Genomic DNA, 25,209 nt, shown 5'->3' on the forward strand with positions numbered 1-25,209 from the left:
CCCGGCTCCTTACTTCTTCCGTGACCGGCTGGATTCGACGTGACCGTCCGGAGGACCGCGGGTGTGGACACGCTGAATGCTATTCGGCGAGGGTGTCCGTGATCGCGGCCGAGGCCCGCTTCGCCGCCTGCGCCGGGTCCTCGCCCTGGAGGACGGCCGTCATGTACGGCTTGATGGGGTTGTCGGCCTCGACGTTCGCCCACTGCGGGGAGTTGGGGGTGGCGCGGCCGCGCGCGGCGCCCTCGGCCATGACGGAGGTGGCCTCCTGGCCCGCGACGACGGAGGCGAGCCCCTTCTTGTTGGGCACGTAGCCCATGGTCCTGGCGAGTTCGGTCTGCCACTTCTCGCCGGCCAGCGCCTTGACGACGTCGATGGCGGCACCTCGGTCGGGGGCGTTCTCCGGGATGATGAGGTCGGAGCCGCCGGTGAAGACGGCACAGGGCTGACCGGCCTTCTTGCCCGGGATCGGGAAGTAGCCCAGCTTGCCGTCGAGCTCCGGGTTGGCCTTGAGGATCGCGGCGACGGCGCTGGGCGTGGCGATGACCTGGGCCACGTCGCCCCGGGCGAAGACCTCGGCCTGCGGCGGGTTCTGCTCGTCGGCGTTCTTGGGGCCCTCGCCGAGGGACTGGAGCTCCTTGTAGAAGGCCATTCCGCGCTGGGCCTCGGGGCTGCCGAGGGCTCCGGTCCACTCGCCGCCCTTGTCGACGGCGAGTTCGCCACCTTCCTCCCAGATGAAGCCGGAGAGGGTGTACCAGTCCTGGCCTGCGAGGTAGATGCCCTGGGAGCGGCCGCGGTCGAGCTTCTCGGTGGCGGCGAGCCATTCGGCGCGGTCGGCCGGCGGCCCGCTGATCCCGGCCTCCCGGAAGAGGCTCTTGTTGTAGATGACGATGCGGTTCGCCGCGTACCAGGGAACGCCGTACTGGGATCCGCCGATCCTGCCGGGCTCGGCGAGGCCGGGCAGCCAGTCCTCGCTGCCGAGGTCGCGGACGGACTCCAGGGTGAGGTCGAACAGCTTCTCGGTGTCGGCGTACTGGGCGACCTGGGTGTTGCCGACCTCGATGACGTCGGGTCCGCCCCCGCCCTGGATCGCCTCGGTGACCTTCTTCCCGATGCCGGTCCACTCCTGGATGGTGACCTCGAGTTCGACGCCGTCGTGCTCCTCCTCGTACGCCTCGGTGAAGCGGGTGAGGAAGTCCTCGCTGACGCTGTCCCGCATGAGCCAGATGTCGACGGTCTTCGTCCGGCCGCCGCTGCCGGGCAGCATCCCGCAGCCGGCGAGGGCGAGCGCGGTGACGGCTGCCAGGGGGCAGGCGAGATGGCGGTTCTTCACGTGGGTCACCTTCTGCGGTTCAGCACAGGGTCGTGCGGCATGGGGGCTGACCCGGCATGGGGGGACCGAACGGGTTGTTCGCGCGGGTATGTGGCCTGGATTCTGGTCTGGACCAACGGGATGGTCAAGTCCTTGACCATCCCGTTCCGCACCTCCGTCGACCCATCTATTCCCTTACCGTCGGTAAGTACCGGTCGGTCACCTCGCGTCGACGGATCCGTCGGCCGCCCGGCCCCCGCCGTGTCGCGCGGCGACGCGGCCTGGGGCACGGTGGAGGGAACGCAGCGAGAGGAGTCCGGCCCCCATGTCGAACCACACGTACCGCGTCACCGAGATCGTCGGCACGTCCACCGAGGGCGTCGACGAGGCCATCCGCAACGGCATCAACCGCGCGTCCCAGACGCTGAGGGGCCTCGACTGGTTCGAGGTGACACAGGTCCGCGGCCATATCGTCGACGGCGCGATCGAGCACTACCAGGTCGGGCTGAAGGTCGGGTTCCGCCTGGAGGACGAGGCCTGAGCGCGAGGCCTGAGAGGCCGGGCCGGCGTACGCCTCCGATCAGGTCCGGCCCTCCTTCTCCTGGGCGTCCCTCAGCTCCTGCGACGGGGTCGCCCACAGGGCGCGTACGACACGGAACCCGGCCGTCTCGGCCGCGTCGCAGACCAGCGGGTCGTCGTCGACGAGCATCCTGACCGGGCGGTCGGCGCCGAGCCGGCGCAGGATCTCCACCTTGGTCACCCGGGCGGGACGGAAGTCGCGGTGACGACGCATGTGCAACGGCCCCTCCGGGAGCGCGTGCGCGGCCAGCCAGTCCAGAGTGTCCCGGCGGCAGCGCTCCGGGCGTCCGGTGAGGTAGACGATGTCGCACTCCTCCGCCGCCTCGCGGCACAGCGCGATGCCGGCGTCGAGCGGCGGATCGTCGGGCGCCGCCGCGAAGAAGGCGTCCCAGTCCTTGGGGCGCCGCTCCAGGAAGTGCTGGCGGTGCGCGGTGGCGGCGAGCGTGTTGTCGAGGTCGAAGACGGCCAGGGGCCGGTGGTCGGCTGTCACGGCCCCAGCGTAGGAGCCGCGGCGACGGAGGCGCGTCGGCGGTCCCACGGGGCTCGCGCGGTGCGGTCCCGTGACGCACGCGCGGTGCGGCCCCGGCGCGCCCGAGCAGCGTGGTCCGTGGCGCCCGCACGGTGCGGTCCCGTGGCATCCCGCGCGAGGCGGCTCCGTGGCGCACGCGCGGTTCGGTCCCGCGGGCGCACGCCCGGTGCGGCCCCGTCGCCCACCCCCGGTGCGCCCCGTGGCCCACGCGCGCCGCACGTCCCGCTTCGGGAATCCCTCCCCGCCCCCGGCGTTGAACCCCTTGTGAACACCTTTCCCGACGGCATCCGCTTCTCCGTCCTCGACCGCTCCCGCACCCGGGAGGGCGAGGGCGTCCCCCAGGCGCTGCGCGACACCGTGCGCCTCGCGCGGGAGGTCGAGGCCCTCGGCTACCACCGCTTCTGGGTGTCGGAGCACCACAGCGTGCCCGGGGTCGCCGGCTCCGCGCCGACGGTCCTCGCCGCCGCCGTGGCCGCCGCCACCTCCGGCATCCGCGTCGGCACGGGCGGGGTGATGCTCCCCAACCACCAGCCCCTCGTCGTGGCCGAGCAGTTCGGCGTCCTGGAGTCCCTCTTCCCCGGCCGGATCGACATGGGCGTCGGCCGCTCGGTCGGCTTCACCGACGGCATCCGCCGGGCCCTCGGGCGGGACAAGGACGACGCGGACCGTTTCGGGGAGCAGCTGACGGAACTCCTCGGCTGGTTCACCGGCGAGCAGACCGCGCATCCGCAGGTGCACGCCCGGCCCGCGGAGGGCCTGCGGGTGCCGCCCTTCGTCCTGGCGACCGGCGAGGGCGCGGCGATCGCCGCGGCGGCGGGGCTGCCGCTGGTCATCGGCGACCTGCGGGGGCGCGACCGGCTGCTCGCCGCCGTCGACACGTACCGTTCCGGTTTCCGCCCCTCCCCGTGGGCCGCCGAGCCGTACGTGATCGTCGCCGGGACGGTCGCGGTGGCCGCGACGGAGGCGGAGGCCCGGCGGCTGCTGGTCCCGGAGGCCTGGTCCCTCGCGTACTCCCGCACCCAGGGGGTCTTCCCGCCGCTCGTCCCACCCGAGCGGGTCGAGGGGCTGACGATGACGAAGAAGCAGCGCGGCTTCTACGAGTCGGGGCTGCGCGGCCATGTGCACGGCACGGAGGAGCAGGTGGCGGAGGCGCTGGGCCAGGCCGTGAGGGAGACCGGGGCACAGGAGGTCCTCGTCACCACGAGCACGTACGACCGGGCGGCGCTGAGCGAGTCGTACCGGAGACTGGCCCACGCGGTGGGCCTGGAGCTCCGGGCGGCCTGACCACAGCACCGCCCGCCCCCACCCGCCCCCCGATCAGGGCAAACCTGCCCCATTGGATAAAATCATCCCATGCAGGAGACCCTCCACGATCCGTACGTCCGTGTCCGCGGTGCCCGTGAGCACAATCTCGCCGGGGTCGACGTCGACATCCCCCGTGACGCGCTCGTCGTCTTCACCGGTGTCTCCGGCTCCGGCAAGTCGTCCCTGGCCTTCGGAACGATCTACGCGGAGGCGCAGCGGCGCTACTTCGAGTCGGTGGCCCCGTACGCGCGGCGGCTGATCCACCAGGTGGGGGCGCCGGCGGTCGGGGAGATCACCGGGCTGCCTCCGGCCGTCTCCCTCGAACAGCGCAGGTCCTCGCCGAACGCCCGCTCCTCCGTCGGCACCGTGACCACCCTCTCCAACTCGCTGCGCATGCTGTTCTCGCGGGCCGGTCACTACCCGGAGGGCGCCGAGCGGCTCGACTCCGACGCCTTCTCCCCCAACACGGCGGCGGGCGCCTGCCCTTCGTGCCAGGGTCTCGGCCGCGTCCATGACACGAGCGAGGAACTCCTCGTGCCCGACCCCGATCTGTCGATCCGTCAGGGCGCCATCGCCGCCTGGCCGGGCGCCTGGCAGGGCAAGAACCTACGGGACGTCCTCGACACCCTCGGATACGACGTCGACCGGCCGTGGCGCGAACTCGACGCGAAGGACCGGGAGTGGATCCTCTTCACGGACGAGCAGCCGGTCGTCACCGTCCATCCGGTACGGGACGCCGACCGTATCCAACGCCCTTACCAGGGCACGTACATGAGCGCACGGCGCTACGTCCTGCGGACCTTCTCCGACTCGAAGAGCCCGACCCTGCGCACCAAGGCGGAGCGTTTCCTCACCAGCTCCCCCTGCCCGGCCTGCGGCGGCGGCCGGCTGCGTCCCGAGGCGCTCGCGGTGACCTTCGCGGGCCGGACCATCGCCGATCTCGCCTCCCTGCCGCTGACCGCCCTGTCCGAGCTCCTCACGAAAACGGCCACGGAGGACGCCACGGAGGGTACGGCAACCGCGCGCGTCCTCACCGACGATCTCGTCGCCCGGATCGCGACGGTGACCGAACTCGGCCTGGGCTACCTCAGTCCGGACCGTGCCACCCCCACCCTCTCCAACGGCGAACTCCAGCGGCTGCGCCTCGCCACCCAGCTGCGCTCGGGGCTCTTCGGTGTCGTGTACGTCCTCGACGAGCCGTCGGCGGGACTGCACCCGGCCGACACCGAGGCCCTGCTCGTGGTCCTCGACCGGCTCAAGGCCTCCGGGAACTCCGTCTTCGTCGTCGAGCACCACCTCGATGTCATCCGGCACGCCGACTGGCTGGTGGACGTCGGTCCGCACGCCGGGGTCCACGGCGGACGGGTGCTGCACAGCGGCCCGCCGGACGGGCTCGCGGACGTCGAGGCGTCCGCGACCCGGCGTTACCTCTTCGACCGGGCGCCCGCACCGGCTCGGGAGGTGCGGGAGCCGGCCGGGTGGCTGCGCACGGGGCCGGTCACCCGGCACAACCTGCGGGCGGTCGACGCGGCCTTCCCGGTCGGCGTCCTGACCGCCGTCACGGGCGTCTCCGGCTCCGGGAAGTCCACGCTCGTCGGCGCGCTGACCGAGGAACTCTCCGGCGTGGAGAGGCTCGTGACGGTCGATCAGCGTCCGATCGGCCGGACTCCGCGCTCCAACCTCGCCACGTACACGGGTCTCTTCGACGTCGTGCGCAAGCTGTTCACGGAGACCGAGGAGGCGCGGGCGCGCGGCTACAAGGCGGGGCGCTTCTCCTTCAACGTGCCGGGCGGCCGCTGCGAGACCTGTCAGGGCGAGGGCTTCGTGTCGGTGGAGCTGCTCTTCCTGCCCAGTACGTACGCGCCCTGTCCCGACTGCCACGGCGCCCGCTACAACCCCGAGACCCTGGAGGTGCGGCTGCGGGGGCTCACCATCGCCGAGGTCCTTGACCTGACCGTCGAGTCCGCCGCCGCGTTCTTCGACGACACCCCGGCCGCCGCCCGGAGCCTGCGCACCCTGCTCGACGTGGGCCTCGGGTACCTGCGGCTCGGACAGCCGGCGACCGAGCTGTCCGGCGGCGAGGCGCAGCGCATCAAGCTCGCCTCGGAGCTCCAGCGGCCGCACCGCTCCCCCACCCTGTACGTGCTCGACGAGCCGACGACCGGGCTGCACCCGGCGGACGTCGAGGTCCTGATGCGCCAGCTCCACGGCCTCGTGGACGCCGGGCACTCGGTCATCGTCGTCGAGCACGACATGGACGTCGTCGCCACCGCCGACTGGGTCGTCGACCTCGGGCCGGGCGGCGGCGACGAGGGTGGCCGGATCGTGGCGGCGGGGCCCCCGGACCGGGTGGCGCGGGCGGCGGACAGCCGCACCGCGCCGTATCTGGCCCGGTCACTGGAGGGCGCCTCGTAGTTCAGGCCGGGTCAGGCCGGATCAGGCCGCCGTGTCGAAGGTGTAGTGGCGGGTGTGGTCCAGCATGTCCGCCGGGGTCACGTCGTTCCACGGGCGCATGGTGTCGCCGAGGTCGACGACGTTCGCGGTGCCCGCTGCCGGCAGGTACGTGGACCGGGGGTGGAGGGCCTGCCAGTCGGCCCACAGCTTGTCGACGAAGGCGTGGTGCAGCCAGAACACGGGGTCGTTGGGGGAGACTCCGGTGCCCATCTGGCCGCCGACCCAGACGTGGACGCGGTTGTGGAGGTTCACTCCGCGCCAGCCTTCCAGGTGGTTGCGGAAGCCGTCGGACGAGCTGTTCCAGGGGGCGGTGTCGTACGTCTCCATGGCGAGGACGGAGTCGACCTCCGCGCGGGTGGGGAGCCGTCGGCCGCCGGCGCCGAGGTCGCGCCGGAGGTAGTCGCGCCCGTCGACCCGGACGCTGATCGTCCAGCGGTTGCCGCTCCGGGCGAACGGGCCGTCCGTGACCTGGCCGTCGCGGACGCGCCCGGTGCCGCCGAGGAAGTCGGGCGCCCAGAGCGAGGAGCGGGCGGTGCGGTCGGCCGTCCAGTCCCAGTAGGGCAGGGTGACGGTCGGGTCGACGGACCGCAGCGCCTCCTCGAACTCGATGAGGAAGCGCCGGTGCCAGGGCAGGAACGACGGCGACCGGTGGCCGACGCGGTCGCCGGTGTCGGTGTCGCTCATGATGAAGGCGTTGTGCGTGGTGACGAAGGTGTCGTACCGCCCGGAGCGCTTGAGCTCCAGGAGGGCATCGACGAAGCGCCGCTTCTCGTCGGCGGTGAGGGTGGCCTGGTTCTTGCGTACGGTCATGACGGTGTGCTGCTCCTGGTCGGTCAGGCGAGGGTGAGGGGTACGAGCGGGGCGCCCTGGAGTTCGCGGACGGCCGCGCGGGCCAGCGCCTTGGGCGTGGTGACCGGCTCGTAGTGGTTGATCACGCTGATCCAGGTGCCGTCGGCGTTCCGCATGACGTGCAGTTCCTGACCGTCGATCGTCACGGCGTAGCCGCCTCCGTGGTGTCCCCCTTCCTGTCCCCCGTGGTGACCGCCCCCGTGCGAGGGTCCGCCCTTGATGCGGCGGCCCTGGTAGACCTCGTCGAAGGAGGCGGGGTCGGGACCGGCCGCCGGGGCGGCGGCGCGGGGAGCGGCGGCCGCGGCCGGCCCTGTCCGGGCGAGGACGGCGACGGCGCCCGCGGCGCCTGCCGCGACGCCGAGAGCCCGGCGGCGGGTGATGCTGGACATGGAACCCCCAAGTGGTCTGTGCGACCGGGGGTTTGGTCATATGCCCCCGGCAGGGGTCATCAGTACCCGGGGGTATCGGCGCGGCGGAAATCGCTGGCGGCCGGTTGGCTGCGAAGTGGTCAACTTGCCACGTAAAGTACAGATTTGAACGGAGTTGATCTTCCCGTCCGGCCGGACCACGGCACCTCGGAGCGAAGATTCTACGGAGAAGATGATCTTTTCGTGGAGGATCTTTCGAACCGGGGTGCGAAGTGTGGCGGCGCCCACGTGGGAATTCTGTCCTGATCCGCACTCCGCCGCGCGCCCGGTACGCTCTCTCGCACACGAGACCGGGGGACGGGGACGACGTGGCACTGCGGGACAGCGATCCACGCCGGATCGGCGGTTACGAGCTCCTCGACCGGCTGGGAGCCGGCGGCATGGGCACGGTCTTCCTGGCGCAGGCCGAATCGGGGCGGGCCGTGGCGCTGAAGATCGTGCACGAACAGTTCGCCGCCGACGCGGAGTTCCGTACCCGCTTCCGGCAGGAGGTACGGGCGGCCCGCCGGGTCAGCGGAGCCTTCACCGCCCCCGTGGTCGACGCGGACCCCGACGCGGAGCGGCCGTGGATGGCGACGGCCTACGTCCCCGGGCACACCCTGCGCGACCGGGTCGAGTCCGAAGGGCCGCTCTCCGGGGCGGAGTTGCGTCTCGTCGCGGTGGGACTCGTCGAAGCTCTCCGGGAGCTGCACCAGGTGCGGGTGATCCACCGCGACCTCAAGCCCGACAACGTCCTCCTGACGGAGGACGGGCCCCGCGTCATCGACTTCGGTATCTCCCGCGCGCCCGACCACCAGACCCTGACCGTCACCGGCCGCATCCTCGGCACGCCGCCCTTCATGTCCCCTGAACAGCTCTCGGCCCCGCACCGGGTGACGGCGGCGTCGGACGTCTTCTCGCTGGGCGCGGTGCTGGTGTACGCGACGACGGGCCGGGGCCCGTTCGACGGCGGCAGCCCGTACATGACGGCGTACAACGTGGTCCACGAGCCACCGGACGTGGCGGAACTCTCGGGGACGGTACGGGAGATCGTGCAGTGGTGCCTGGCGAAGGAACCGGCGGAGAGGCCGGGGCCCGAGGACCTGCTTGCGGCGTTCCGGTCGGCGCCGGAGGAGGAGTGGGGGGCGCGTCCGGGGCGGCGTGCCACCGTGGAACCCCCTGTGCCCACGGAGGCCCCGCGCACCCGTCGGCGGATCCCCCGACGCCCCTTACTGGTGGCCCTGGCCACGGCGGTGGCGCTGGTGGCGGGCGCCGGAGCATACGTGCTGTGGCCGGACGGGACACGCCCCAGGTCTCCGGAGGGCGCCGGCGCGTCCGCGTCGGCCTCCACGCCGCCGGGGACGGGCACGGTGCCGAACGCCGCCGTGCTGGCGGACGCGACCTCGTACAGCCCCGTGTACGGCGGGGATTCCGGCAATGCGCACACCTACGCCGACTCGCCCGACCGCCGGCCGCAGGGCTGGCGGCCGTGGGCCGCCGGCTCGGACGGAGGGGCGTGCGTCTTCGCGGCCGCCTCGCTGATCTGTGTGGCCCCGGGTGACACGTCGGGGCGCTCGGACGTGTCCCGGATCGACGCCGCCACCGGGCGGACCCTTTGGTCGAAGCAGGCCGATGTGGAGCACGACGGCGCACCCGCGGTCGTCGGGGAGACGATCGCCGTCTCGTCCGTCGGCGGGGTGCTGGCCTTCGCGCTGTCCGACGGGCGCACCGTGTGGGAGCGGGAGGACGAGGACACCATCGGTCAACTCACCACCGACGGCCGGAACATCTACGGTACGGGCCAGGACGGAACGGTCATCGCCCTCGACGCCTCGACCGGAGAGCCGCGCTGGCGGCGGCCCGGAGTCTCCCGCGGGACCGGCTACCCGCGTGTCCGGGTCTCGGGCGACCTGGTGCACGTGCTCTCCGTCGAGGAGGGCCGGGGAGACGCCTGGCACGTCTTGAGCCTCCGCACGACCGACGGCGGGACCGCCGCCACGACGAAGCTCACCCGTCCCTGCGCGCCCTGGAGCCTCTCTGTCGTGCCGTCGGACGCCGGGGACGGCTTCGGTCTCCTCGTCTGCCGTACCTCCCGCGGCGACGGATACCTCATGCAGTGGGCCAGGGCCGACGCCGCCTACCTGGATCTCGCGGTACCGCACATCGCCTCGTTGACGGCCTCCACCCGGGGCGTGTACGGGGTGATCTCGACCCCCGGGGCGGTCGACCGAGTTCGACGTGCAGCGGGAAGGCGGCGTCCCCTGGCAGGTGCCGTTGGGCTTCGCCTGCGACGCCGTGGCCCTGCCACCGATCGTGACCGGCCGCCGAGCCTATGTGGTCTGCGACGACTCAGGCGTCGTGGTCGACCTGACCCGTCACCTGGTGGTGAGCCGGTTCGGATTGCCCTCCCCGGCCTCCCAGGCGGGCAGCATGAACGCAGGGGCGATCGTGGCGGGTGGCCTGCTCTACGTCCAGACGCAGCAGGGCTGGGTATCCGTCGACCCGTACGCCGGACCTGTCTGACCGCCCCGCCCCTACCCCTTCACCTTCCTCCGCGCCCGCAGCCACTCCCTGTTCATCGCCGTGATCGACGGCAGCGGGATCCCCTTCGGGCAGGCCGTCGCGCACTCCCCCGTCAGGGTGCAGCCGCCGAAGCCCTCCGCGTCCATCTGGGCGACCATGTCGAGGACCCTGGTCTCGCGTTCGGGGGAGCCCTGGGGCAGCACGTTCAGGTGGTTGATCTTGGCCGACGTGAAGAGCATCGCCGAGCCGTTGGGGCAGGCCGCCACGCACGCGCCGCAGCCGATGCACTCCGCGTGCTCGAAGGCGGAGTCCGCGTCCGCCTTGGGGACCGGGGTGGCGTGGGCCTCGGGGGCCGCGCCCGTGGGCGCGGTGATGTAGCCGCCGGCCTGGATGACCCGGTCGAAGGCGGAGCGGTCGACGACCAGGTCCTTGACGACGGGGAAGGCGGAGGCGCGCCAGGGCTCGACGTCGATGGTGTCGCCGTCGCGGAAGGAACGCATGTGGAGCTGGCAGGTGGTGGTGCGTTCGGGGCCGTGGGCCTCGCCGTCGATGACGAGGCTGCACGCGCCGCAGATGCCCTCGCGGCAGTCGTGGTCGAAGGCCACGGGGTCCTCGCCGCGCAGGATGAGGTCCTCGTTGAGGGTGTCGAGCATCTCGAGGAACGACATGTCGGCGGAGATGCCGTCCACGTCGTAGGTGGACATGGCGCCGGGGGTGGCGGCGTCGCGCTGGCGCCAGACGCGCAGGGTGAGCCTCATGCGTAGCTCCGCTGGGTGGGGTGGACGTACTCGAAGGTGAGGTCCTCCTTGTGGAGGACGGGTGCGTCGTCGGTGCCCCGGAACTCCCAGGCCGCCGCGTATGCGAACTCCTCGTCTCGGCGGGCGGCTTCGCCGTCCGGCGTCCGGTGCTCCTCGCGGAAGTGGCCGCCGCACGACTCGGCCCGGTGGAGCGCGTCGAGGCACATCAGCTCGGCGAGTTCGAGGTAGTCGACGATGCGGTTGGCCTTCTCCAGGGACTGGTTGAACTCCGTGCCCGTCCCGGGGACCTTGATACGGCTCCAGAACTCCTCGCGGATCTCGGGGATGCGTCGCAGGGCTTTCCTGAGGCCCTCGTCCGTGCGGGCCATCCCGCAGTACTCCCACATGAGTTCGCCGAGTTCGCGGTGGAAGGAGTCGGGGGTCCGGTCGCCGTTCACGGAGAGGAGGAGGTGGAGCCGGTCCTCGGTCTCGGCGAGCACCTCCCGTACCGCCGGGTGGTCGTCGGTGACCGGTTCGGCGTGCGGGTGGCGGGCGAGGTAGTCGTTGATGGTGGCGGGAAGGACGAAGTAGCCGTCGGCGAGGCCCTGCATGAGGGCGGAGGCGCCGAGCCGGTTGGCCCCGTGGTCGGAGAAGTTGGCCTCGCCGATGGCGAAGAGGCCGGGAACGGTGGTCTGGAGGTCGTAGTCGACCCAGAGTCCGCCCATCGTGTAGTGGACGGCGGGGTAGATCCGCATGGGGACCTCGTACGGGTTCTCCGCGGTGATCCGCTCGTACATGTCGAAGAGGTTGCCGTACTTCTCCTCGACCGCCGTCCGGCCCATGCGGCGGATCGCGTCGGCGAAGTCGAGGTAGACGCCCTGGCCGCCGGGGCCGACGCCACGGCCCTCGTCGCAGACGTTCTTCGCGGCGCGGGAGGCGATGTCACGGGGGACGAGGTTGCCGAAGGAGGGGTAGATCCGCTCCAGGTAGTAGTCGCGCTCGTCCTCGGGGATGTCGGCGGCGGGGCGGGTGTCGCCCTTGGCCTTGGGGACCCAGATGCGGCCGTCGTTGCGCAGCGACTCGCTCATCAGGGTCAGCTTGGACTGGTGGTCGCCGGTGCGCGGGATGCAGGTGGGGTGGATCTGGGTGAAGCAGGGGTTGGCGAAGTACGCGCCGCGCCGGTGGGCCCGCCAGACGGCGGTGGCGTTGGAGTTCATCGCGTTGGTGGAGAGGTAGAAGACGTTGCCGTAGCCGCCGCTGGCGAGGACGACGGCGTCCGCGTAGTGGGTGGAGATCTCGCCGGTGATCAGGTCGCGGGCGACGATGCCGCGGGCCCGCCCGTCGACGACGACCAGGTCGAGCATCTCCGTACGGGCGTGCATCTCGACGTTTCCGGCGGCGATCTGCCGGGACAGTGCCTGGTAGGCGCCGAGAAGGAGCTGCTGGCCGGTCTGGCCCCGGGCGTAGAACGTACGGGACACCTGGACGCCGCCGAAGGAACGGGTGTCGAGGAGTCCGCCGTACTCGCGGGCGAAGGGAACGCCCTGGGCGACGCACTGGTCGATGATCTCGACGGAGATCTGCGCGAGGCGGTGGACGTTCGACTCGCGGGCGCGGAAGTCGCCGCCCTTGACGGTGTCGTAGAAGAGGCGGTGGATGGAGTCGCCGTCGTTGCGGTAGTTCTTGGCGGCGTTGATGCCGCCCTGGGCGGCGATGGAGTGGGCGCGGCGCGGGGAGTCCTGGAAGCAGAACTGGACGACGTGGTAGCCCTGTTCGGCGAGGGTGGCGCCGGCGGAGCCGCCGGCGAGGCCGGTGCCGACGACGATGATCCGGTGCTTGCGGCGGTTGGCGGGGTTGACCAGCTTGGCCTGGAAGCGGCGGGTGTCCCAGCGTTCGGCGACGGGTCCCGCGGGGGCCTTGTGGTCGACGACCGGCTCACCGGTCGAATAGTCGAGGAAGCTCATGTCAGCCCACCACTCCGGTCATGACGGCTACGGGTACGGAGATGAAGCCCACGGTCAGGCCGAGCGCGAGGCCGTTCGCGAGGACCCTGAGAAGGCGTTCGCGGCGGGCGCTGCCGACGCCGAGGGTCTGGGCGGCGCTCCAGAAGCCGTGGCGGACGTGGAGGCCGACGGCGAGCATGGCGACGATGTAGATGACGTTGCCGTACCAGGTGGAGAAGGTGTCGACGACGTTCTGGTACGGCTTGCCCTCCTCGAAGCCGCCGGGGTGGACGGTGCCGGTGGTCAGGTCGAGGACGTGCCAGACGATGAAGAGGGCGAGGATGATCCCGCCCCAGCGCATGGTGCGGGTGGCGTAGGAGGCGCGCCGGCGGCGGTGGACGTACGCGGTGGGGCGGGCCTTCAGGTCGCGGCGGCTGAGCTGGTACGCGCAGACGGCGTGGGCCACGACGGCGGTGAGGAGCACGATCCGGACGAGCCAGAGCGCCCACTCGTGGTGCAGGACGGGAGCGCCCATGACCCGCAGCCAGTGGCCGTAGGCGTTGAACTCCTCGGGACCGAAGAAGACCTTGAGGTTGCCTGCGACGTGCGCGACGAGGTAGCCGAGCATGAGCAGCCCGCTGACTGCCATGACCGTCTTCTTGCCGAGGGTCGATGACAGGAATCCGCGTGACGGGGTGGGGGACGGCGGGCGGCCCGTCGTCCGGTCCCTCGGGGGTGCCAGAGCCATGCCCATGACGCTAGGGCCGGAGGGCCCGAGAGGTCCAAGACATGGTCCGGCTGATCTCGATAGGCGCTGCCTATTCATCTCGCCTACGCTGGGCTCATGCAGTTCCAGCAGCTCCTCTACTTCGTGGCCGTCGCCGAGACCCGTCACTTCACCCGGGCCGCCGAGCGCGTCCATGTCTCGCAGCCCTCGCTCTCCCAGCAGATCAAGTCCCTGGAACAGGAGTTGGGCGCCGAGCTGTTCAGCCGCGCCCGGGGCAACATCACGCTCACCGACGCGGGTGAGGCCCTGCTGCCGCTCGCGCGCCGGATCCTCGCCGACACCGAGACGGCGCGGATCGAGGTGCAGGAGCTGGCCCAGCTGAAGCGGGGCCGGGTGCGGCTCGGCGCGACCCCGAGCCTGTGCACCGGGCTCCTTCCGGACGTACTGCGGGCCTTCCACGACCTGCACCCCGGGATCGAGCTCCTGATCGAGGAGGGCGGCTCGCACGATCTCGTACGGGAGCTGGCACGCGGGGCGCTCGACCTGGCGCTCGTGGTGCTGCCGCTGCCGACCCCGTCGCCGGCCCTGACGACGGTCGAGCTGCTCCGGGAGGACCTGGTGGTCGTCTCATCCGCCTCGGCTCCGGCGCCGCGCCGCCCGGTGCGGGTCACGGACCTCAGGGACCAGCCGCTCGTGATGTTCCGGCACGGCTACGACCTGCGGGAACTGACCGTGGCGGCCTGCCGGGCGGAGGGGTTCGAGCCGACGTTCACGGTCGAGGGCGGCGAGCTGGACGCGGTGCTCGGTTTCGTACGGGCCGGGCTCGGGCTCGCGGTCGTCCCCGCGATGGTGGCGGCGCGGGCGGGCCGGGACCTGAGGGTGACCGCACTCGCCCGGCCGGGCCTGCGCCGGACGATCGCCCTGGCCCACCGCAGCGACGTGGCTCCCCCGAGGGCGGCGCGGGAACTCCAGCGGATGCTGCTCGCCTCGCGTCGGGGCGGCCCGGACCGGGCGGTGGACGTCGACCGAGCCGGTCGTAGCCCCGGCCCGTCCGCTCCTCCTGACTGCTCCTGAATCCCGGTAAATCCGCGTGCGACATGTCGTCGGCGGCTGCGAGCATGCACCCATGGTCCACGCTCTCGAACGCCTGGTCGTCCGGCACACCTACCGTCTCCCCTCCCCCACCGGTCCGGCCGGTGACGGGGCCGCCGCCGCGCGCCGGTTCGACGCCGCACTGATGACGGCCGGGTTCAAGCTCTCGGCCGGGCTTCTGGAGCGTCTGTCGGGGCTCGCCGAGGCGACCGTCGTCGGGACCGCCGTCCGTACCCTCGCCACCGTCCGCGAACTCGTCGGCGACCACGTACGGCACAACGTCTACTTCGTCGACTTCCCGGCCAACGTGCCGGACACGCTCGACTTCTGGCGGGAGTGCGTGGCCGAGGCGCTCGCCGACGATGGCACCCGCGCCGGCGTGGTCGACCAGCTGCGCGCCGACGTCCTCGACCTGCTGACCCTCCCCTCGTACGGCACCTACCGCCACACGTACGATGAGATGCTCGCCGCGCACGACGAGCTGATCGCGGCGGCCGGCGACCGGCTGACCGTGCTGCACCTCGGCGCGGACGCGGACGCCGAGGTCACCGCGCTCTATCTGGCCCTGGCCGGCGGCACGACCCCGCTCGGCGAGGAGCACCTGCGCGATCTGGCGGAGCTGGCCGAGCACGCCGCGGACGGCCCCCAGCCCGAGGAGATCCCGGTCCGGGAGAACCGCGCCGTCGTCAACCAGGCCCGGCTGCGGGTGGGCGCCACGCCGCTGTTCGACACCGTGACCGACGTCCTGCGGCTGGCCTGCGCCCTCGCGGACGGCGATGTCACCCTGCGCGAGCCCACCCGGTTCCGCGCGCTCTCCCGCCCCCACCGCCGTGCCCTGCTCGCGGGACTCGACGCGGTCGTGGCCGCGACCCCGGCGAAGCTGTCGGACGTGTCCGCGCACGGGGAGATGTGGAAGCGGCTCGGTGAGCGGCTGCACCCCCACGAGTACCCGCACTGGCCGCACGCCGCCGAGGTGTTCGCCGTGGCGCGCGGCGAGCGGAAGGTGCCGTCGTTCGACAGCCGCGTGGAGGAGCTGCTCGCCCGGGGCGAGGTCGCGGGCGCGGCGGAGCTGCTGGCCTCCCACGCTCCGGGGCGCCTGTTCCGGGCCCTGGACCGGCTTCTGCGCGGCGCGAGCGGGGGCAAGGAGCGGGAGGCGGTCCTCGCGGCCGTCGAGCGGGCCGCGCCCGAGGTGTCGGGCCGGGTCGTCCTGTCGGTGCGCGAGCACGTCCAGAACCGCGCCGGCGTGAGCGGCGGGGAGCGCCGGGTGTTCGTGAACCGGGAGGCCAAGGCGTGGGTCGCCGACGACACGCGTCCGCCGCTTGAGGACGCCGACCGGGAGCGGCTCATCGCGGTCCTCGATGCCGAGACCCGGCGCCGACTCCCGCTTCCGGGAAGCCTGTTGATCGACCCCGACGTCCTGGACGTGGCGCTGCCGCTGAGCGGCCGCGCGGCCTCGGCGGGGCTCGGCGTGCTACCGCGCGGATCGGTCTCGCCGGTCGAGGGGGAACTGCTGCGCTTCTTCACGTACTGGCGCCAGGCGCAGCGGACGACGGACCTCGATCTGTCGGCACTGGTCCTGGACGAGGCCTACGCGACGGTGACGTGGCTGTCGTACACGGCCCTGACCGACGTCGAGGGCCGGCACTCGGGTGACATCACCGAAGCGCCGGACGGGGCCTCGGAGTTCATCGACCTGCGGCTCGGCGCGGTACGGGGCACGTACATCGTCCCGCAGGTGCACGTCTTCTCGGGTGAGGGCTTCGACGAGGTGGCGGAGGGCTTCTTCGGCTTCATGCTCCGCGAGGGCGAGCAGCGGGGCCGGCCTTTCGAGCCGCGTACCGTGCGGATGAAGTCGGACCTGCGGGGCCCCGGCCGGGTGGCGCTGCCGCTCGCCTTCCGGCGGGACGCCGAGGGCCGCTGGCACGCGCACCGGCTGCACCTGTACCTGAGGGGAGCACCCTCGGCGAACCAGGTCGAGGGGCACCGGGTGACGATCGCGGTCGTGATGCGTGGTCTGATGGCACGCACCCATCTGACGGTCCGTCACTTGGTGGCGCTGATGGAGCAGTCGGGGGCCGAGACGACGTGGTGGGACGGCCGGACGGTGCCGGACGCCCCGGTCACGTACATCGGTCTGGAGCAGCCGGAGGGACTCGCCCCCGGTTCGCGGGTGTTCACCCCGGAAAATCTCCGCGACCTGCTGCCCGCCTGAATGCTACGGTCGTTCCGGGGCGAGGCCATGGAGAGGCTTCCTTCTACCACTCCTTGAAATAGCCTCTCCGCTTTCCTCCCCCGAACCTCTTCCCGGCCTCCCCGTTCCCGCGGGGAGGCCGGTTTCGTCGGTCCGGATCTCAGACCGCGTCCGCGAGGAGCAGCGAGTGGATGCGGTCCGGGGCGCCGGGGCGGGCGTAGTACCAGCCCTGGGCCGTGTCGCAGCCGAGGTCGCGGAGCTGGCGGGCCTGGGTGCCGGTCTCCACGCCCTCGACGGTGACGGCGAGTTCCAGGCTGTGGGCCAGGGAGACGATCCCCTCGACGATCTTGATGTCGACCGGGTCCACCGGGTGCTGCTGCATGCCCCGGGTGAAGGAACGGTCGAGCTTGAGGACGCTCACGGGCAGCCGGCGCAGGTTGGCGAGGTTCGAGTAGCCGGTGCCGAAGTCGTCGAGGGCTATGTCCACGCCCATCTCGGCGAGCTGCCGCAGCGGCTTGAGCAGGTCCTCGTCGGCGCCGATGAGCGCCGATTCGGTCACCTCCAGGCAGAGTGCGCCCGGGTCGAGGCCGGACCGTTCCAGGACGTCGACGGTGTCGGCGACCAGGCGCGGGTGGTGCAGCTGGGTCGGGGAGAGATTGACGTTGATCCGCAGCGGGCCGCCGTCGGCGTGCCGGGTCTGCCAGAACCGGGCCTGGCGGACGGCCTCCTGGAGCACCCAGCGGCCGAGCGGCACGATGAGGCCGGTGTCCTCGGCGAGCGGTATGAAGCGGTCGGGGCCGAGTACTCCGTGCTGCGGGTGGCACCAGCGTACGAGCGCTTCGGCGCCGTGCACGCTGCCGTCGTCGAGGTGGACGAGCGGCTGGTACTCGATGAAGAACTCGCCGCGTTCCAGGGCGGTCGGCAGGGCCGTGGTGAGGCCGTGCCGGGTGATGGCGCGGGCGTCGGCCTCCGGGTCGGCGAGTTCGAAACGGTTGCCGCCCGCCGACTTGGCCCGGTACATGGTGATGTCGGCGCTCCGCAGCACCTCGGCGGGGGTGCGCTCGCCCGACGGGCCCTCGACGACGCCGAGGCTGCCACGGACGGTCAGTTCGCGGCCGTCGATGCGGAGCGGGGTGGAGAGGGCCGTGAGGATGCGGTCGGCGAGTTCGGTGACGTCCCGTTCGCCGACGCCGCCGGTGGTGAGGGCGACGAACTCGTCCCCGCCGAGCCGGGCCACCATCTCGCCGGAGCCGGTGACGCAGCTCTGGAGCCGGTCGGCGACCTCGACGAGGAGCCGGTCGCCGGTGGAGTGGCCGAGGCTGTCGTTGATGACCTTGAAGCCGTCGAGGTCCAGGTAGCAGAGGCCGAAGCGGGCGTTGTCGCCGGGCGCGAGGGCCTTCTCCAGGCGCTCGAAGAACAGGGTCCGGTTGGGCAGCCCCGTGAGCGCGTCGTGGGTGGCCTCGTACCGCAGCCGCAGATGGAGCAGGCGCCGCTCGGTGGTGTCCTCCATGAGGGCCAGCTGGTACTGGGGCTCGCCCTCGGCGTCCCGGAGGAGGGAGACGGTGAGGTTGGTCCACAGAACCGTTCCGTCACCGCGGTAGTACGGCTTCTCGACCCGGTAGTGCTCCCGGTCGCCGCGGACCAGCTCGTCGTACAGCTTCCAGACGTGGGGTCCGTCCTCGGGGTGGACCCACTCGCTGACGTTCCGGCTGCGCACCTGGCCCTCCATGCCGCCGAACATGCGGGTGAGGGTCTCGTTCACCTCCAGGACGTTGCCGTCGAGGTCGGCGATGCCGATCCCTATGGCCGCCCCGTCGAAGACCGCGCGGAAGCGGCTCTCGGTGGCGTGCAGGGCGATCTCGGCGGCGCTGCGGGCGGCGAGGGCGGAGCGGGCGATGGCCTCCTGCTCGGCGCGGGTCCGCTCGCGCAGGGCCCCCGCGTAGCCGGTGGCCATGGCGTGCTGGAGGCGGGCGCAGCGGGCCCGGAGCTCCTCGGTCGGCAGGGCCGCCTCCGTACCCGTACCCGTGCCCGGACCCGGACCCGTCCCTGTCCCCGTCCCCGTACCGCAGTAGAGCACCAGGTACGAGTCGACGACGCCGAGGCTGCGGCCGAGCGCGTCCGGGTCGGTGCAGTGGGCGGCGACGAGGGCGGCGCCGGCGCGCTGGGCCGGGGTCGTGTCGAAGGGCCGGGCGTGCAGTGCGTCGCACAGGGTGCGGGCCAGCGGCAGCAGGTGCCCCTCGAACTCGGCGCGGGTCAGGGAGGTGGCGGTCACCGGGAAGATCGCGCGGCTCCAGATGGTGACGAACCGCCTGAGTCTGTCCTCCGGGCCGTCGGCTTCCGCGACGGCGCCGGACGGCTGCGACGGGACCTTCACGCCTTGCGCCCCACCCCTGCGAAACCGGAGAAGGCGTAGGGATCCTCCTCCTCGACCGGGCTGTCCGGTCGCCAGTGGGGCATCGGGACGAGGCCGGGCTCGATCAGTTCGGTGCCCTCGAAGAAGCGGTTGATGTCGTCGCGCGACCGCATCACCAGGGGGCTGCGGATGTTCCGGTAGACGCCGACGGTGCCGCCCGCCTGTTCCTCGGAGAGCGGGATGCCCTCGTACGAGGCGTGGGTGAGGACGACGAGGCTGCCGGGCGCGAGGGCGCCGAGCAGTTCGGTGACGGCCTCGTACGGCCGGTCCTCGTCCTCCAGGAAGTGCAGGACGGCGACGAGGAGCAGCGCCACCGGCCGGTCCAGGTCGAGGAGTCGGGTCACCTCGGGGCTGTACAGGATGTCGGCCGGCTTGCGCAGGTCGGCGGCGACGACCGCGGCGCCCTCGTCGCCCTCCAGGACGGCGCGGCTGTGGGCCACGGCGACGGGGTCGTGGTCGACGTAGACGACACGGGCGGCGGGGTCGGCGGCCCGGGCGACCTCGTGGACGTTGCCGAAGGTGGGTATGCCGGAGCCGATGTCCAGGAACTGGGTGACGTCGTTGTCAACGGCGTGGCGGACGGCGCGCCGCATGAAGGCACGGTTCGCCTGCATCACCTTGGGCAGGCCAGGCATGAACTCCATGGCCTTGCGCGCCGCTTCCCGGTCCACTTCGAAATTGTGCGAGCCGCCCAGATAGAAGTCATACATACGGGACACGCTCGGCACCGAAATGTCGATACCCGGCGGAGCCCAGGCGGGACGCTCCATCAATGTCTCCAACAAGTCGCCATGGGGGATGCGGCCATGTGTTCGCGGCCGGTGTTCGAGGTGAGGCTACTGATCGCCCGCCGGGAGAGCGAGTAGAAACGGAAATTCGCGGTCCGTTCTTGGTCACACGCCATCGGCACGCGCTCTCGGAACGGAGAGTTCACGCCTTCAGACCGTGCATATTCACGTGCATCTGACTGTGCGTCGGCTCTCCGGGCGGCGGTGGTTCTCTCTGCTGGGCGCTCAGGTCCCGCCCGTACCTCGGTCGTTGTCGCCGTCGGGGCCCGCCGCCGGTGCAGGATGCCCCCTTCATCGTCCCCAGCGACAGGGCGACAACCGGACAGATATCGCTCCGGCGGCCGGAACGCCGGAAGTCGGCCGACTTCCGGCTGCGCGGCGCGCGTCGCCACCCGGGTTACGCGCCGCATCGGCCTCCCGGGTGGCGAAACGTCAAAGCGGCGCCTCTCGGGATGCCCACCATCCGGCGAATCCCGCCGGATTCCGCCCCGGCGCGGCGCGTCAGTGATCAAGCTCGACGGTGTGTCTCTGTACGGATCACTCCTCGCGCGGCCGCTGGCGGCCCTGGCACTCGTGTGGCTGCTCGCCACACCCGTGCCGGCCGCCGCCGACTCCTGCGCCTATGCCACCACCGGCCCCGACGGGTCGAACACCTCGGTGGCGGTCATCGGGCCGGGCGCCTGCTCGCCCAAGCCCACCCCGCCCCCACCACCGCCACCCTCACCGCGGCCCACCACACCCGCGCCCCGGCCGACGGCCGAGCCGCCGCCCCCGCCGGTCCCGGCGCCGCCCCCGCCTCCCGTACGGACGACGACTCCGCCGACTCCCCCGGTCACCACGCCGGCGCCGCGCCCCGAGCCGGCGTCGCCCGTACCGCCCGTCACGGAGCGGCCGGAGCGCCCTCCGGCGTCCACGCCGCCACCGCCCGCGCCCGCTCCCCCGCCCACCGTGCGGCCGCGGCCGCCGGCCGCGGGGCCGGTCGCGCTGCCCCACTACCGCCGCACCGCGCGGCCCCAGCCGAAGGGCAGCACGTCCGTCGTCACCATGACGCTGGTGATCATCGCCCCCGCGGTCCTCGCGACCGCCATCCTGCGCCCCCGCTCCCGCTGACCCCCGCCGGAGGAATCCATGTCTGAATGGCTTGTTCTCGCCCTTGCGATGGCCGCCGCGTGCGCCGTCGTCCTCACGATCGTCGTCATCAACAACCGCCGGATCACCGATGACGACGATCCCAGCGAAACCCCTGACGTCATCGAGTACATGACGATGATGATCGGCGTGATCTACGCGATCGTCCTCGGTCTGGCCATCGCCGGCGTCTGGGAGGCCCGCGGGGCCGCCCAGGAGACGGTGCGGCAGGAGGCGCAGGCGATGCACGAGATCTCGGCCCGTGTCGAGGTGTACCCGGAGGACGTCCGGGCCCGTATCCGGGCCGACGTCGACGCGTACGTCAGTTACGTGGTCCAGGACGAGTGGACCTACATGGCCGAGGAGGGCTCCCTGAGCGAGAAGGGCACCGCGCTCCTGGACCGGGTCCGGCGCAGCGTCACCGACTACCAGCCGGCCAACGACTTCGAGGGGCAGGCCTACCAGCCCCTGGTGGACCAGGTGGCGGTGGCCGACGACGCCCGGGGGGCCCGGGGCCAGAGCGCGGGGGCGACCATGCCGGGGGTGGTGTGGTTCGGCCTGATCATCGGAGCCCTGGTGACGGTCGGCCTGATCTTCACGCTGCAGATCCGCAGGACCGGGCGGGAACTGCTGCTCGCCGGGCTCTTCAGTGTCCTGATCGCGTTCCTGCTGTTCCTCATCTGGGACTTCGACGCGCCGTTCGGCCGCGGCATCTCGGCCACCGCCGCGCCGTTCACCGACCTGTTCCCGCAGCTCACACCATGAGGCGAGGGGTCGGCGTGGGGCCACACGGGGGACACGCGTGCCCCATTCGCACGTCTGGGATCGCGGTTGTGGTAGTGCGCTTCTAGCGTTTCGGACATCGAGGTGTACGCACGGTCTTCTGCGGAAACCCCCTTCCGCGGCTGCTCCTCGGGACCCGGAGGATTCACCATGCGCGCGATACGTGCCGCGTCCACTGCCTTGCTGGGGGCGGCCGCCCTCGCCCTGGCCGCCCCCACCGCCGTCGCGGCGGACGGTGCCCCCGCAAGCGACCCGCGGGCACTGCGGGCCAAGGCACCGGGCGATTTCGTCGTGTCGCCCACGCTCGTCGCCCCCGGCGGCCGGGTGACGCTGAGCGCCCCCGGCTGCGCCAGTACGGCGACGGCCTCGGCCGGCATCTTCGACACCGTGACCATCGCGCCGAACTCCGCCGCGACCGCCGTCGTGGACTGGGACGCCCGGCGCGGCGCCGTGTACACGGTGTCGTTCAACTGCACCGGCGGAGTACAGGACACCGTCGATCTGACGATCAGCGGCATCCCCACCGCCACCCCGACCATCAGCTCCACCGTGCTCACTCCCCCTCGCGGGGTGCAGGGCGGTCTCGGCGGCTCGCAGGGCGGGCTCGAACCGGTCGAGCTGGCCGGCGGAGCGGCGCTCGTCCTGGCCGCGACCGCGGGTGGCGTGTACGTGTTCCGTCGCCGCGCCGCCGCCCGTCGCCACTGAGCGGGTGTCGTGGACCGGACCGGAGCGGTGCCCGGCGTCCCCGGACGCCCGTCGCCCCCGGGTCCCGGCAGGGACTCGGGGGCGACGGCGTGGCGGGTGTGGCGGGCCGACCGGGAGGTTCGGCCGGTCAGACCCCCGCACCGGTCATACGGCGACGGCGGGCGATGAACAGTCCGCCGCCGAGGGCGGCCGCGGCGACCAGGCTGCCGCCGACGGCCATCTCGGTGGAGCTGGGCGCCAGCGAGCCGCCGAGGCCACCCGCCGCGCCGCGGCCCGCGAGGACGCGGAACGGGTGCGTGACCACCCTGGAGTTGTCGCTGCACTTGACGGCGAGGTTGTAGCTGCCGGGCGTGGCGTTGTTGTGGACGCGGGCGATGGCGCTGGAGAGCCCGTTGGAGTTCACCGAGAGGTTGGTCGTGGGGAAGGCGTTGGACGTGACGGTGCCACCGTGACCGCAGCCCTTGGCGGTGATCGTGATCGTCGACCCCGCGTGGACGTCGTAGGGGTTGACCTGGACATTGCTCGGCCCGTTGGTGGCGACGGCGAGGGGAGCCGCGAGCCCGACCGCAGCGATTGCGGTGGCGGTCACCGCCAGAGTGCGTGCAGCACGCATGGTTGAACCTCCAGTGGAAGACGCCCCAAAGCGGTGCTCCGGGAGTTTCGACGAGTACGCCTTCCATGACGAACCATCACAAAAGCTGTCCAACCGTGCATTTCGGCACTGGTCCACCTCGGTGAGGCGACACGCCCGGGATCGGCCCCCTGGACGTGACAGAACCGCAGGTCAGAGCTGACCGGGGTGCTTATCTGACGATTACTCGGATGGGTCAGCCGCTTGTCACCCGCCTGTCGCCCGTCCGCCGCCCCGGGCTCGCTCGGGCGCGCTCCGTCGCGCCCTCTGCCCGAGGGGTCCCGGGGGTGCCCGGTCCACCCCGCTCCGGCACCCGTCCGGCGGCGGCCCCCACCCGTTCGCACCGTCCGGGGCGACGGCTCGGCCGGCCGCCCTTACCGTTTCGACGACGCCACGAAGGGAGAACCATGCCCCCGAAGGACTTCCGCGTCTTCGAGCGCAGGAGACGCCAACCCTGGGGCGTCCTGGCCCTCGCCATGCTGTCCGGGATCGCGATGATGCGCAACGGAGTGGACGTCGCGCTCGGGCCTCCGCAACCCGCCGCCGCGGCGCGGCCGGTGGCGCGTCCCGTCGTACCGCCGCCGCCCGGCGCGAGTGAGGGACTTGAGCCGCTGACCTTCGCCCCGGCCTCCCGGATCAAGATCCCGGCGATCCGGGTGGCGGCGCCCATCATGGACGTGGGCCTGGAGCCGAACGGCTGGGTCGCGGCACCGCCGCCCGAGGACGCCAACCTCGCCGGCTGGTACCAGAACGGCATCTCCCCCGGCCAGCGCGGCACCGCGGTGGTCGTCGGCCACGTCGACAACGCGCAGGGCCCCGCGGTCTTCTACGGCCTGGGGTCGCTGGAGAAGGGCCAGCACATCGAGGTCGAGCGGTACGACGGCCGGGTGGCGGTCTTCGAGATCTACGGCGTCGAGGTGTACGCGAAGGACGACTTCCCGGGCGTGCAGGTCTACTCCGACACCGGCGAGCCCGAGCTGCGGGTGATCACCTGCGGCGGCGGCTACACGCGCGCGCGTGGCTACGACGGGAACGTCGTGGTGTACGCCCGTATGGTCGGCTCCCGCTAGCCGGCCCACGGGGAAGGGCCCCGGCACCCCGAGGTGCCGGGGCCCTTCCCCGTGCCGTGCCGGTCAGCGCCGGGGCACGGTGATGTGGTAGCCGGCGTCGAGGAGTTCGGGCAGATAGCGGCGGAGCGCGGCCACGCTCTGGGCCCGGTCGCCACCGGCGTCGTGGGAGAGGACGATCGCGCCGGGGGCGGCGCCGTCGAGGACCCGGCGGACGATGGTGTCGGCGCCGGGTTCCTTCCAGTCCAGGGTGTCGACGGTCCAGGCGAGCGGCTCCATGCCGAGTTCGGCGCCGATCTCGAAGGAGTGCCGGTTCCAGGCCCCGTAGGGCGCGCGGTACCAGAGCGGGGCCGTGCCGAGGGTCCGTTCGACGACCTCGCTCGTGGAGCCGAGCTCGTCGCGGATCCGGGAGGGCCGCAGCTTGGGGATGAGGGGGTGGGACCAGGAGTGGTTGCCGATGACGTGCCCGTCCTCGGCCATCTCCCGCAGCAGATCGGGGTTCTCGACGGCCATCTCGCCGCAGACGAAGAACATCGCCCGGCAGTCGTACATGCGCAGGGTCCGCAGGATGCCGGGGGTGTAGCGGGGGTCCGGGCCGTCGTCGAAGCTCAGGACCATCGAGCGGCCGACCCCGGACATGCTGAGGAAGGGCCGCTGGCGCACCGGCGGCACCGCGCGCCGGAAGGACGGGGGCGCGTACGCGGTCATCGGCTGGAGCCGGTACGCGCTGGGGCGCAGCTGGGCGGCCTGGGCCTGCGGCCCCGCGGCGGGTCCCGCTCCGGCGCCTCCCCGGCCCGCCCGGCCCGCGTGCGGGGCCGGGGGTGCGGCGCGGGTGGTCCGCTGGGGCGCGGCGAGCCGGTCCGCGGCGAGGACCCCGACGGTGGCGGTGGCCCCGAGGGCGGCGGCGAGCCGCAGCACCGCACGCCGCCCATTGGGCATCTGATCCTTTTTCATGACTAATGGTTCGTACGGATGAGGGCCCGCGCGGCTCATCGACACCGGTCGCCCGCCGGAAAACACCCGATGAGCCGATCGTCGCGCGGGCCCAC

21 protein-coding genes and 1 pseudogene are annotated in these 25,209 nt (G+C 72.3%); 11 read left to right on the forward strand and 11 right to left on the reverse strand.

The features are described from left to right. Positions 1-79 precede the first annotated feature (79 nt). A complete protein-coding gene (locus ACIRB7_RS14095; RefSeq protein ID WP_403597130.1) occupies positions 80-1,330 on the reverse strand; it encodes an extracellular solute-binding protein in 1,251 nt (416 codons plus the stop codon). A 304-nt stretch (positions 1,331-1,634) separates the two neighbouring features. Between ACIRB7_RS14095 and ACIRB7_RS14100 the strand changes: the two genes are divergently transcribed. Next, positions 1,635-1,850 carry a dodecin gene (locus ACIRB7_RS14100; protein ID WP_189833900.1) on the forward strand — a complete coding sequence of 72 codons (216 nt, stop codon included), beginning with the start codon at positions 1,635-1,637 and terminating at the stop codon, positions 1,848-1,850. A gap of 39 nt (positions 1,851-1,889) precedes the next feature. Here ACIRB7_RS14100 and ACIRB7_RS14105 read toward each other — a convergent pair whose 3' ends face one another. Further along, positions 1,890-2,378, reverse strand: coding sequence for a hypothetical protein (locus ACIRB7_RS14105; RefSeq protein ID WP_403597133.1), 489 nt, complete (start codon positions 2,376-2,378; stop codon positions 1,890-1,892). Positions 2,379-2,681: 303 nt separating this feature from the next. On the opposite strand from ACIRB7_RS14105, the gene ACIRB7_RS14110 reads away from it, so the two are divergent. Both ACIRB7_RS14110 and ACIRB7_RS14115 read left to right on the forward strand, forming a co-directional pair. Beyond that, positions 2,682-3,701, forward strand: coding sequence for an MsnO8 family LLM class oxidoreductase (locus ACIRB7_RS14110; RefSeq protein ID WP_403597136.1), 1,020 nt, complete (start codon positions 2,682-2,684; stop codon positions 3,699-3,701). A 69-nt stretch (positions 3,702-3,770) separates the two neighbouring features. Then, complete coding sequence (locus ACIRB7_RS14115; protein ID WP_403597139.1) at positions 3,771-6,137, forward strand: ATP-binding cassette domain-containing protein; 2,367 nt, start codon at positions 3,771-3,773, stop codon at positions 6,135-6,137. A gap of 21 nt (positions 6,138-6,158) precedes the next feature. On the opposite strand, the gene ACIRB7_RS14120 is transcribed toward ACIRB7_RS14115, so the two are convergent. Continuing rightward, the gene (locus tag ACIRB7_RS14120) at positions 6,159-6,986 is read right to left on the reverse strand and encodes a tyrosinase family protein (protein WP_403597141.1); all 828 of its coding nucleotides are present in this window, start codon (positions 6,984-6,986) and stop codon (positions 6,159-6,161) included. 23 nt (positions 6,987-7,009) lie between these two features. Further along, on the reverse strand, positions 7,010-7,414 hold the full coding sequence (locus ACIRB7_RS14125) for a tyrosinase cofactor (protein ID WP_403597144.1): 405 nt from the start codon (positions 7,412-7,414) through the stop codon (positions 7,010-7,012). A gap of 347 nt (positions 7,415-7,761) precedes the next feature. On the opposite strand from ACIRB7_RS14125, the pseudogene ACIRB7_RS14130 reads away from it, so the two are divergent. Together ACIRB7_RS14130 and ACIRB7_RS14135 are read left to right on the forward strand one after the other, a co-directional pair. Continuing rightward, positions 7,762-9,432: pseudogene (locus tag ACIRB7_RS14130) on the forward strand (protein kinase); the annotation flags it as partial. A gap of 238 nt (positions 9,433-9,670) precedes the next feature. Continuing rightward, the gene (locus ACIRB7_RS14135) at positions 9,671-9,955 is read left to right on the forward strand and encodes a hypothetical protein (RefSeq protein ID WP_403597147.1); all 285 of its coding nucleotides are present in this window, start codon (positions 9,671-9,673) and stop codon (positions 9,953-9,955) included. A gap of 11 nt (positions 9,956-9,966) precedes the next feature. Here the strand turns inward: ACIRB7_RS14135 and ACIRB7_RS14140 are convergent, their stop codons facing one another. Genes ACIRB7_RS14140 through ACIRB7_RS14150 form a run of 3 tightly spaced genes read right to left on the reverse strand, consistent with a single transcriptional unit; the run spans position 9,967 to position 13,383 of the window. Continuing rightward, on the reverse strand, positions 9,967-10,713 hold the full coding sequence (locus tag ACIRB7_RS14140; RefSeq protein WP_403597150.1) for a succinate dehydrogenase/fumarate reductase iron-sulfur subunit: 747 nt from the start codon (positions 10,711-10,713) through the stop codon (positions 9,967-9,969). Beyond that, positions 10,710-12,656 (reverse strand): fumarate reductase/succinate dehydrogenase flavoprotein subunit, encoded by a 1,947-nt coding sequence (locus tag ACIRB7_RS14145; RefSeq protein ID WP_403597152.1) that lies wholly within the window; start codon positions 12,654-12,656, stop codon positions 10,710-10,712. Before ACIRB7_RS14145 ends, ACIRB7_RS14140 begins: the two co-directional genes overlap by 4 nt. 1 nt (position 12,657) lies before the next feature. Next, the gene (locus tag ACIRB7_RS14150; protein WP_403597155.1) at positions 12,658-13,383 is read right to left on the reverse strand and encodes a succinate dehydrogenase; all 726 of its coding nucleotides are present in this window, start codon (positions 13,381-13,383) and stop codon (positions 12,658-12,660) included. A 96-nt stretch (positions 13,384-13,479) separates the two neighbouring features. On the opposite strand from ACIRB7_RS14150, the gene ACIRB7_RS14155 reads away from it, so the two are divergent. Together ACIRB7_RS14155 and ACIRB7_RS14160 are read left to right on the forward strand one after the other, a co-directional pair. Next, on the forward strand, positions 13,480-14,436 hold the full coding sequence (locus tag ACIRB7_RS14155; RefSeq protein ID WP_403597158.1) for a LysR family transcriptional regulator: 957 nt from the start codon (positions 13,480-13,482) through the stop codon (positions 14,434-14,436). 52 nt (positions 14,437-14,488) lie between these two features. After that, positions 14,489-16,666: a hypothetical protein gene (locus ACIRB7_RS14160; protein ID WP_403597161.1), complete on the forward strand. Its 2,178-nt coding sequence runs from the start codon at positions 14,489-14,491 to the stop codon at positions 16,664-16,666. A 139-nt stretch (positions 16,667-16,805) separates the two neighbouring features. Here the strand turns inward: ACIRB7_RS14160 and ACIRB7_RS14165 are convergent, their stop codons facing one another. Then, complete coding sequence (locus tag ACIRB7_RS14165; RefSeq protein WP_403597164.1) at positions 16,806-19,019, reverse strand: putative bifunctional diguanylate cyclase/phosphodiesterase; 2,214 nt, start codon at positions 19,017-19,019, stop codon at positions 16,806-16,808. After that, positions 19,016-19,828 (reverse strand): SAM-dependent methyltransferase, encoded by an 813-nt coding sequence (locus tag ACIRB7_RS14170; protein WP_403597167.1) that lies wholly within the window; start codon positions 19,826-19,828, stop codon positions 19,016-19,018. Before ACIRB7_RS14170 ends, ACIRB7_RS14165 begins: the two co-directional genes overlap by 4 nt. A 540-nt stretch (positions 19,829-20,368) precedes the next feature. Between ACIRB7_RS14170 and ACIRB7_RS14175 the strand changes: the two genes are divergently transcribed. The 3 genes from ACIRB7_RS14175 (at position 20,369) to ACIRB7_RS14185 (ending at position 22,462) form a co-directional block, all read left to right on the forward strand. After that, entirely contained in the window at positions 20,369-20,956 is a 588-nt protein-coding gene (locus ACIRB7_RS14175; protein WP_403597170.1) for a hypothetical protein, read from the forward strand. An 18-nt stretch (positions 20,957-20,974) separates the two neighbouring features. Continuing rightward, the gene (locus tag ACIRB7_RS14180) at positions 20,975-21,739 is read left to right on the forward strand and encodes a hypothetical protein (protein ID WP_403597173.1); all 765 of its coding nucleotides are present in this window, start codon (positions 20,975-20,977) and stop codon (positions 21,737-21,739) included. A 168-nt stretch (positions 21,740-21,907) separates the two neighbouring features. After that, positions 21,908-22,462, forward strand: a complete 555-nt coding sequence (locus tag ACIRB7_RS14185) for a hypothetical protein (protein ID WP_351213891.1) — start codon at positions 21,908-21,910, stop codon at positions 22,460-22,462. Positions 22,463-22,589: 127 nt separating this feature from the next. On the opposite strand, the gene ACIRB7_RS14190 is transcribed toward ACIRB7_RS14185, so the two are convergent. Next, positions 22,590-23,075, reverse strand: a complete 486-nt coding sequence (locus ACIRB7_RS14190) for a hypothetical protein (protein WP_351213893.1) — start codon at positions 23,073-23,075, stop codon at positions 22,590-22,592. A 425-nt stretch (positions 23,076-23,500) separates the two neighbouring features. Between ACIRB7_RS14190 and ACIRB7_RS14195 the strand changes: the two genes are divergently transcribed. Further along, positions 23,501-24,163: a class F sortase gene (locus tag ACIRB7_RS14195; RefSeq protein ID WP_403597177.1), complete on the forward strand. Its 663-nt coding sequence runs from the start codon at positions 23,501-23,503 to the stop codon at positions 24,161-24,163. A 63-nt stretch (positions 24,164-24,226) separates the two neighbouring features. Here ACIRB7_RS14195 and ACIRB7_RS14200 read toward each other — a convergent pair whose 3' ends face one another. Continuing rightward, the gene (locus ACIRB7_RS14200) at positions 24,227-25,153 is read right to left on the reverse strand and encodes a polysaccharide deacetylase family protein (protein WP_403597697.1); all 927 of its coding nucleotides are present in this window, start codon (positions 25,151-25,153) and stop codon (positions 24,227-24,229) included. Positions 25,154-25,209: the final 56 nt, after the last annotated feature.

The sequence above is a fragment of the Streptomyces sp. NPDC093795 genome, from assembly GCF_044764665.1.
Classification (GTDB): domain Bacteria; phylum Actinomycetota; class Actinomycetes; order Streptomycetales; family Streptomycetaceae; genus Streptomyces.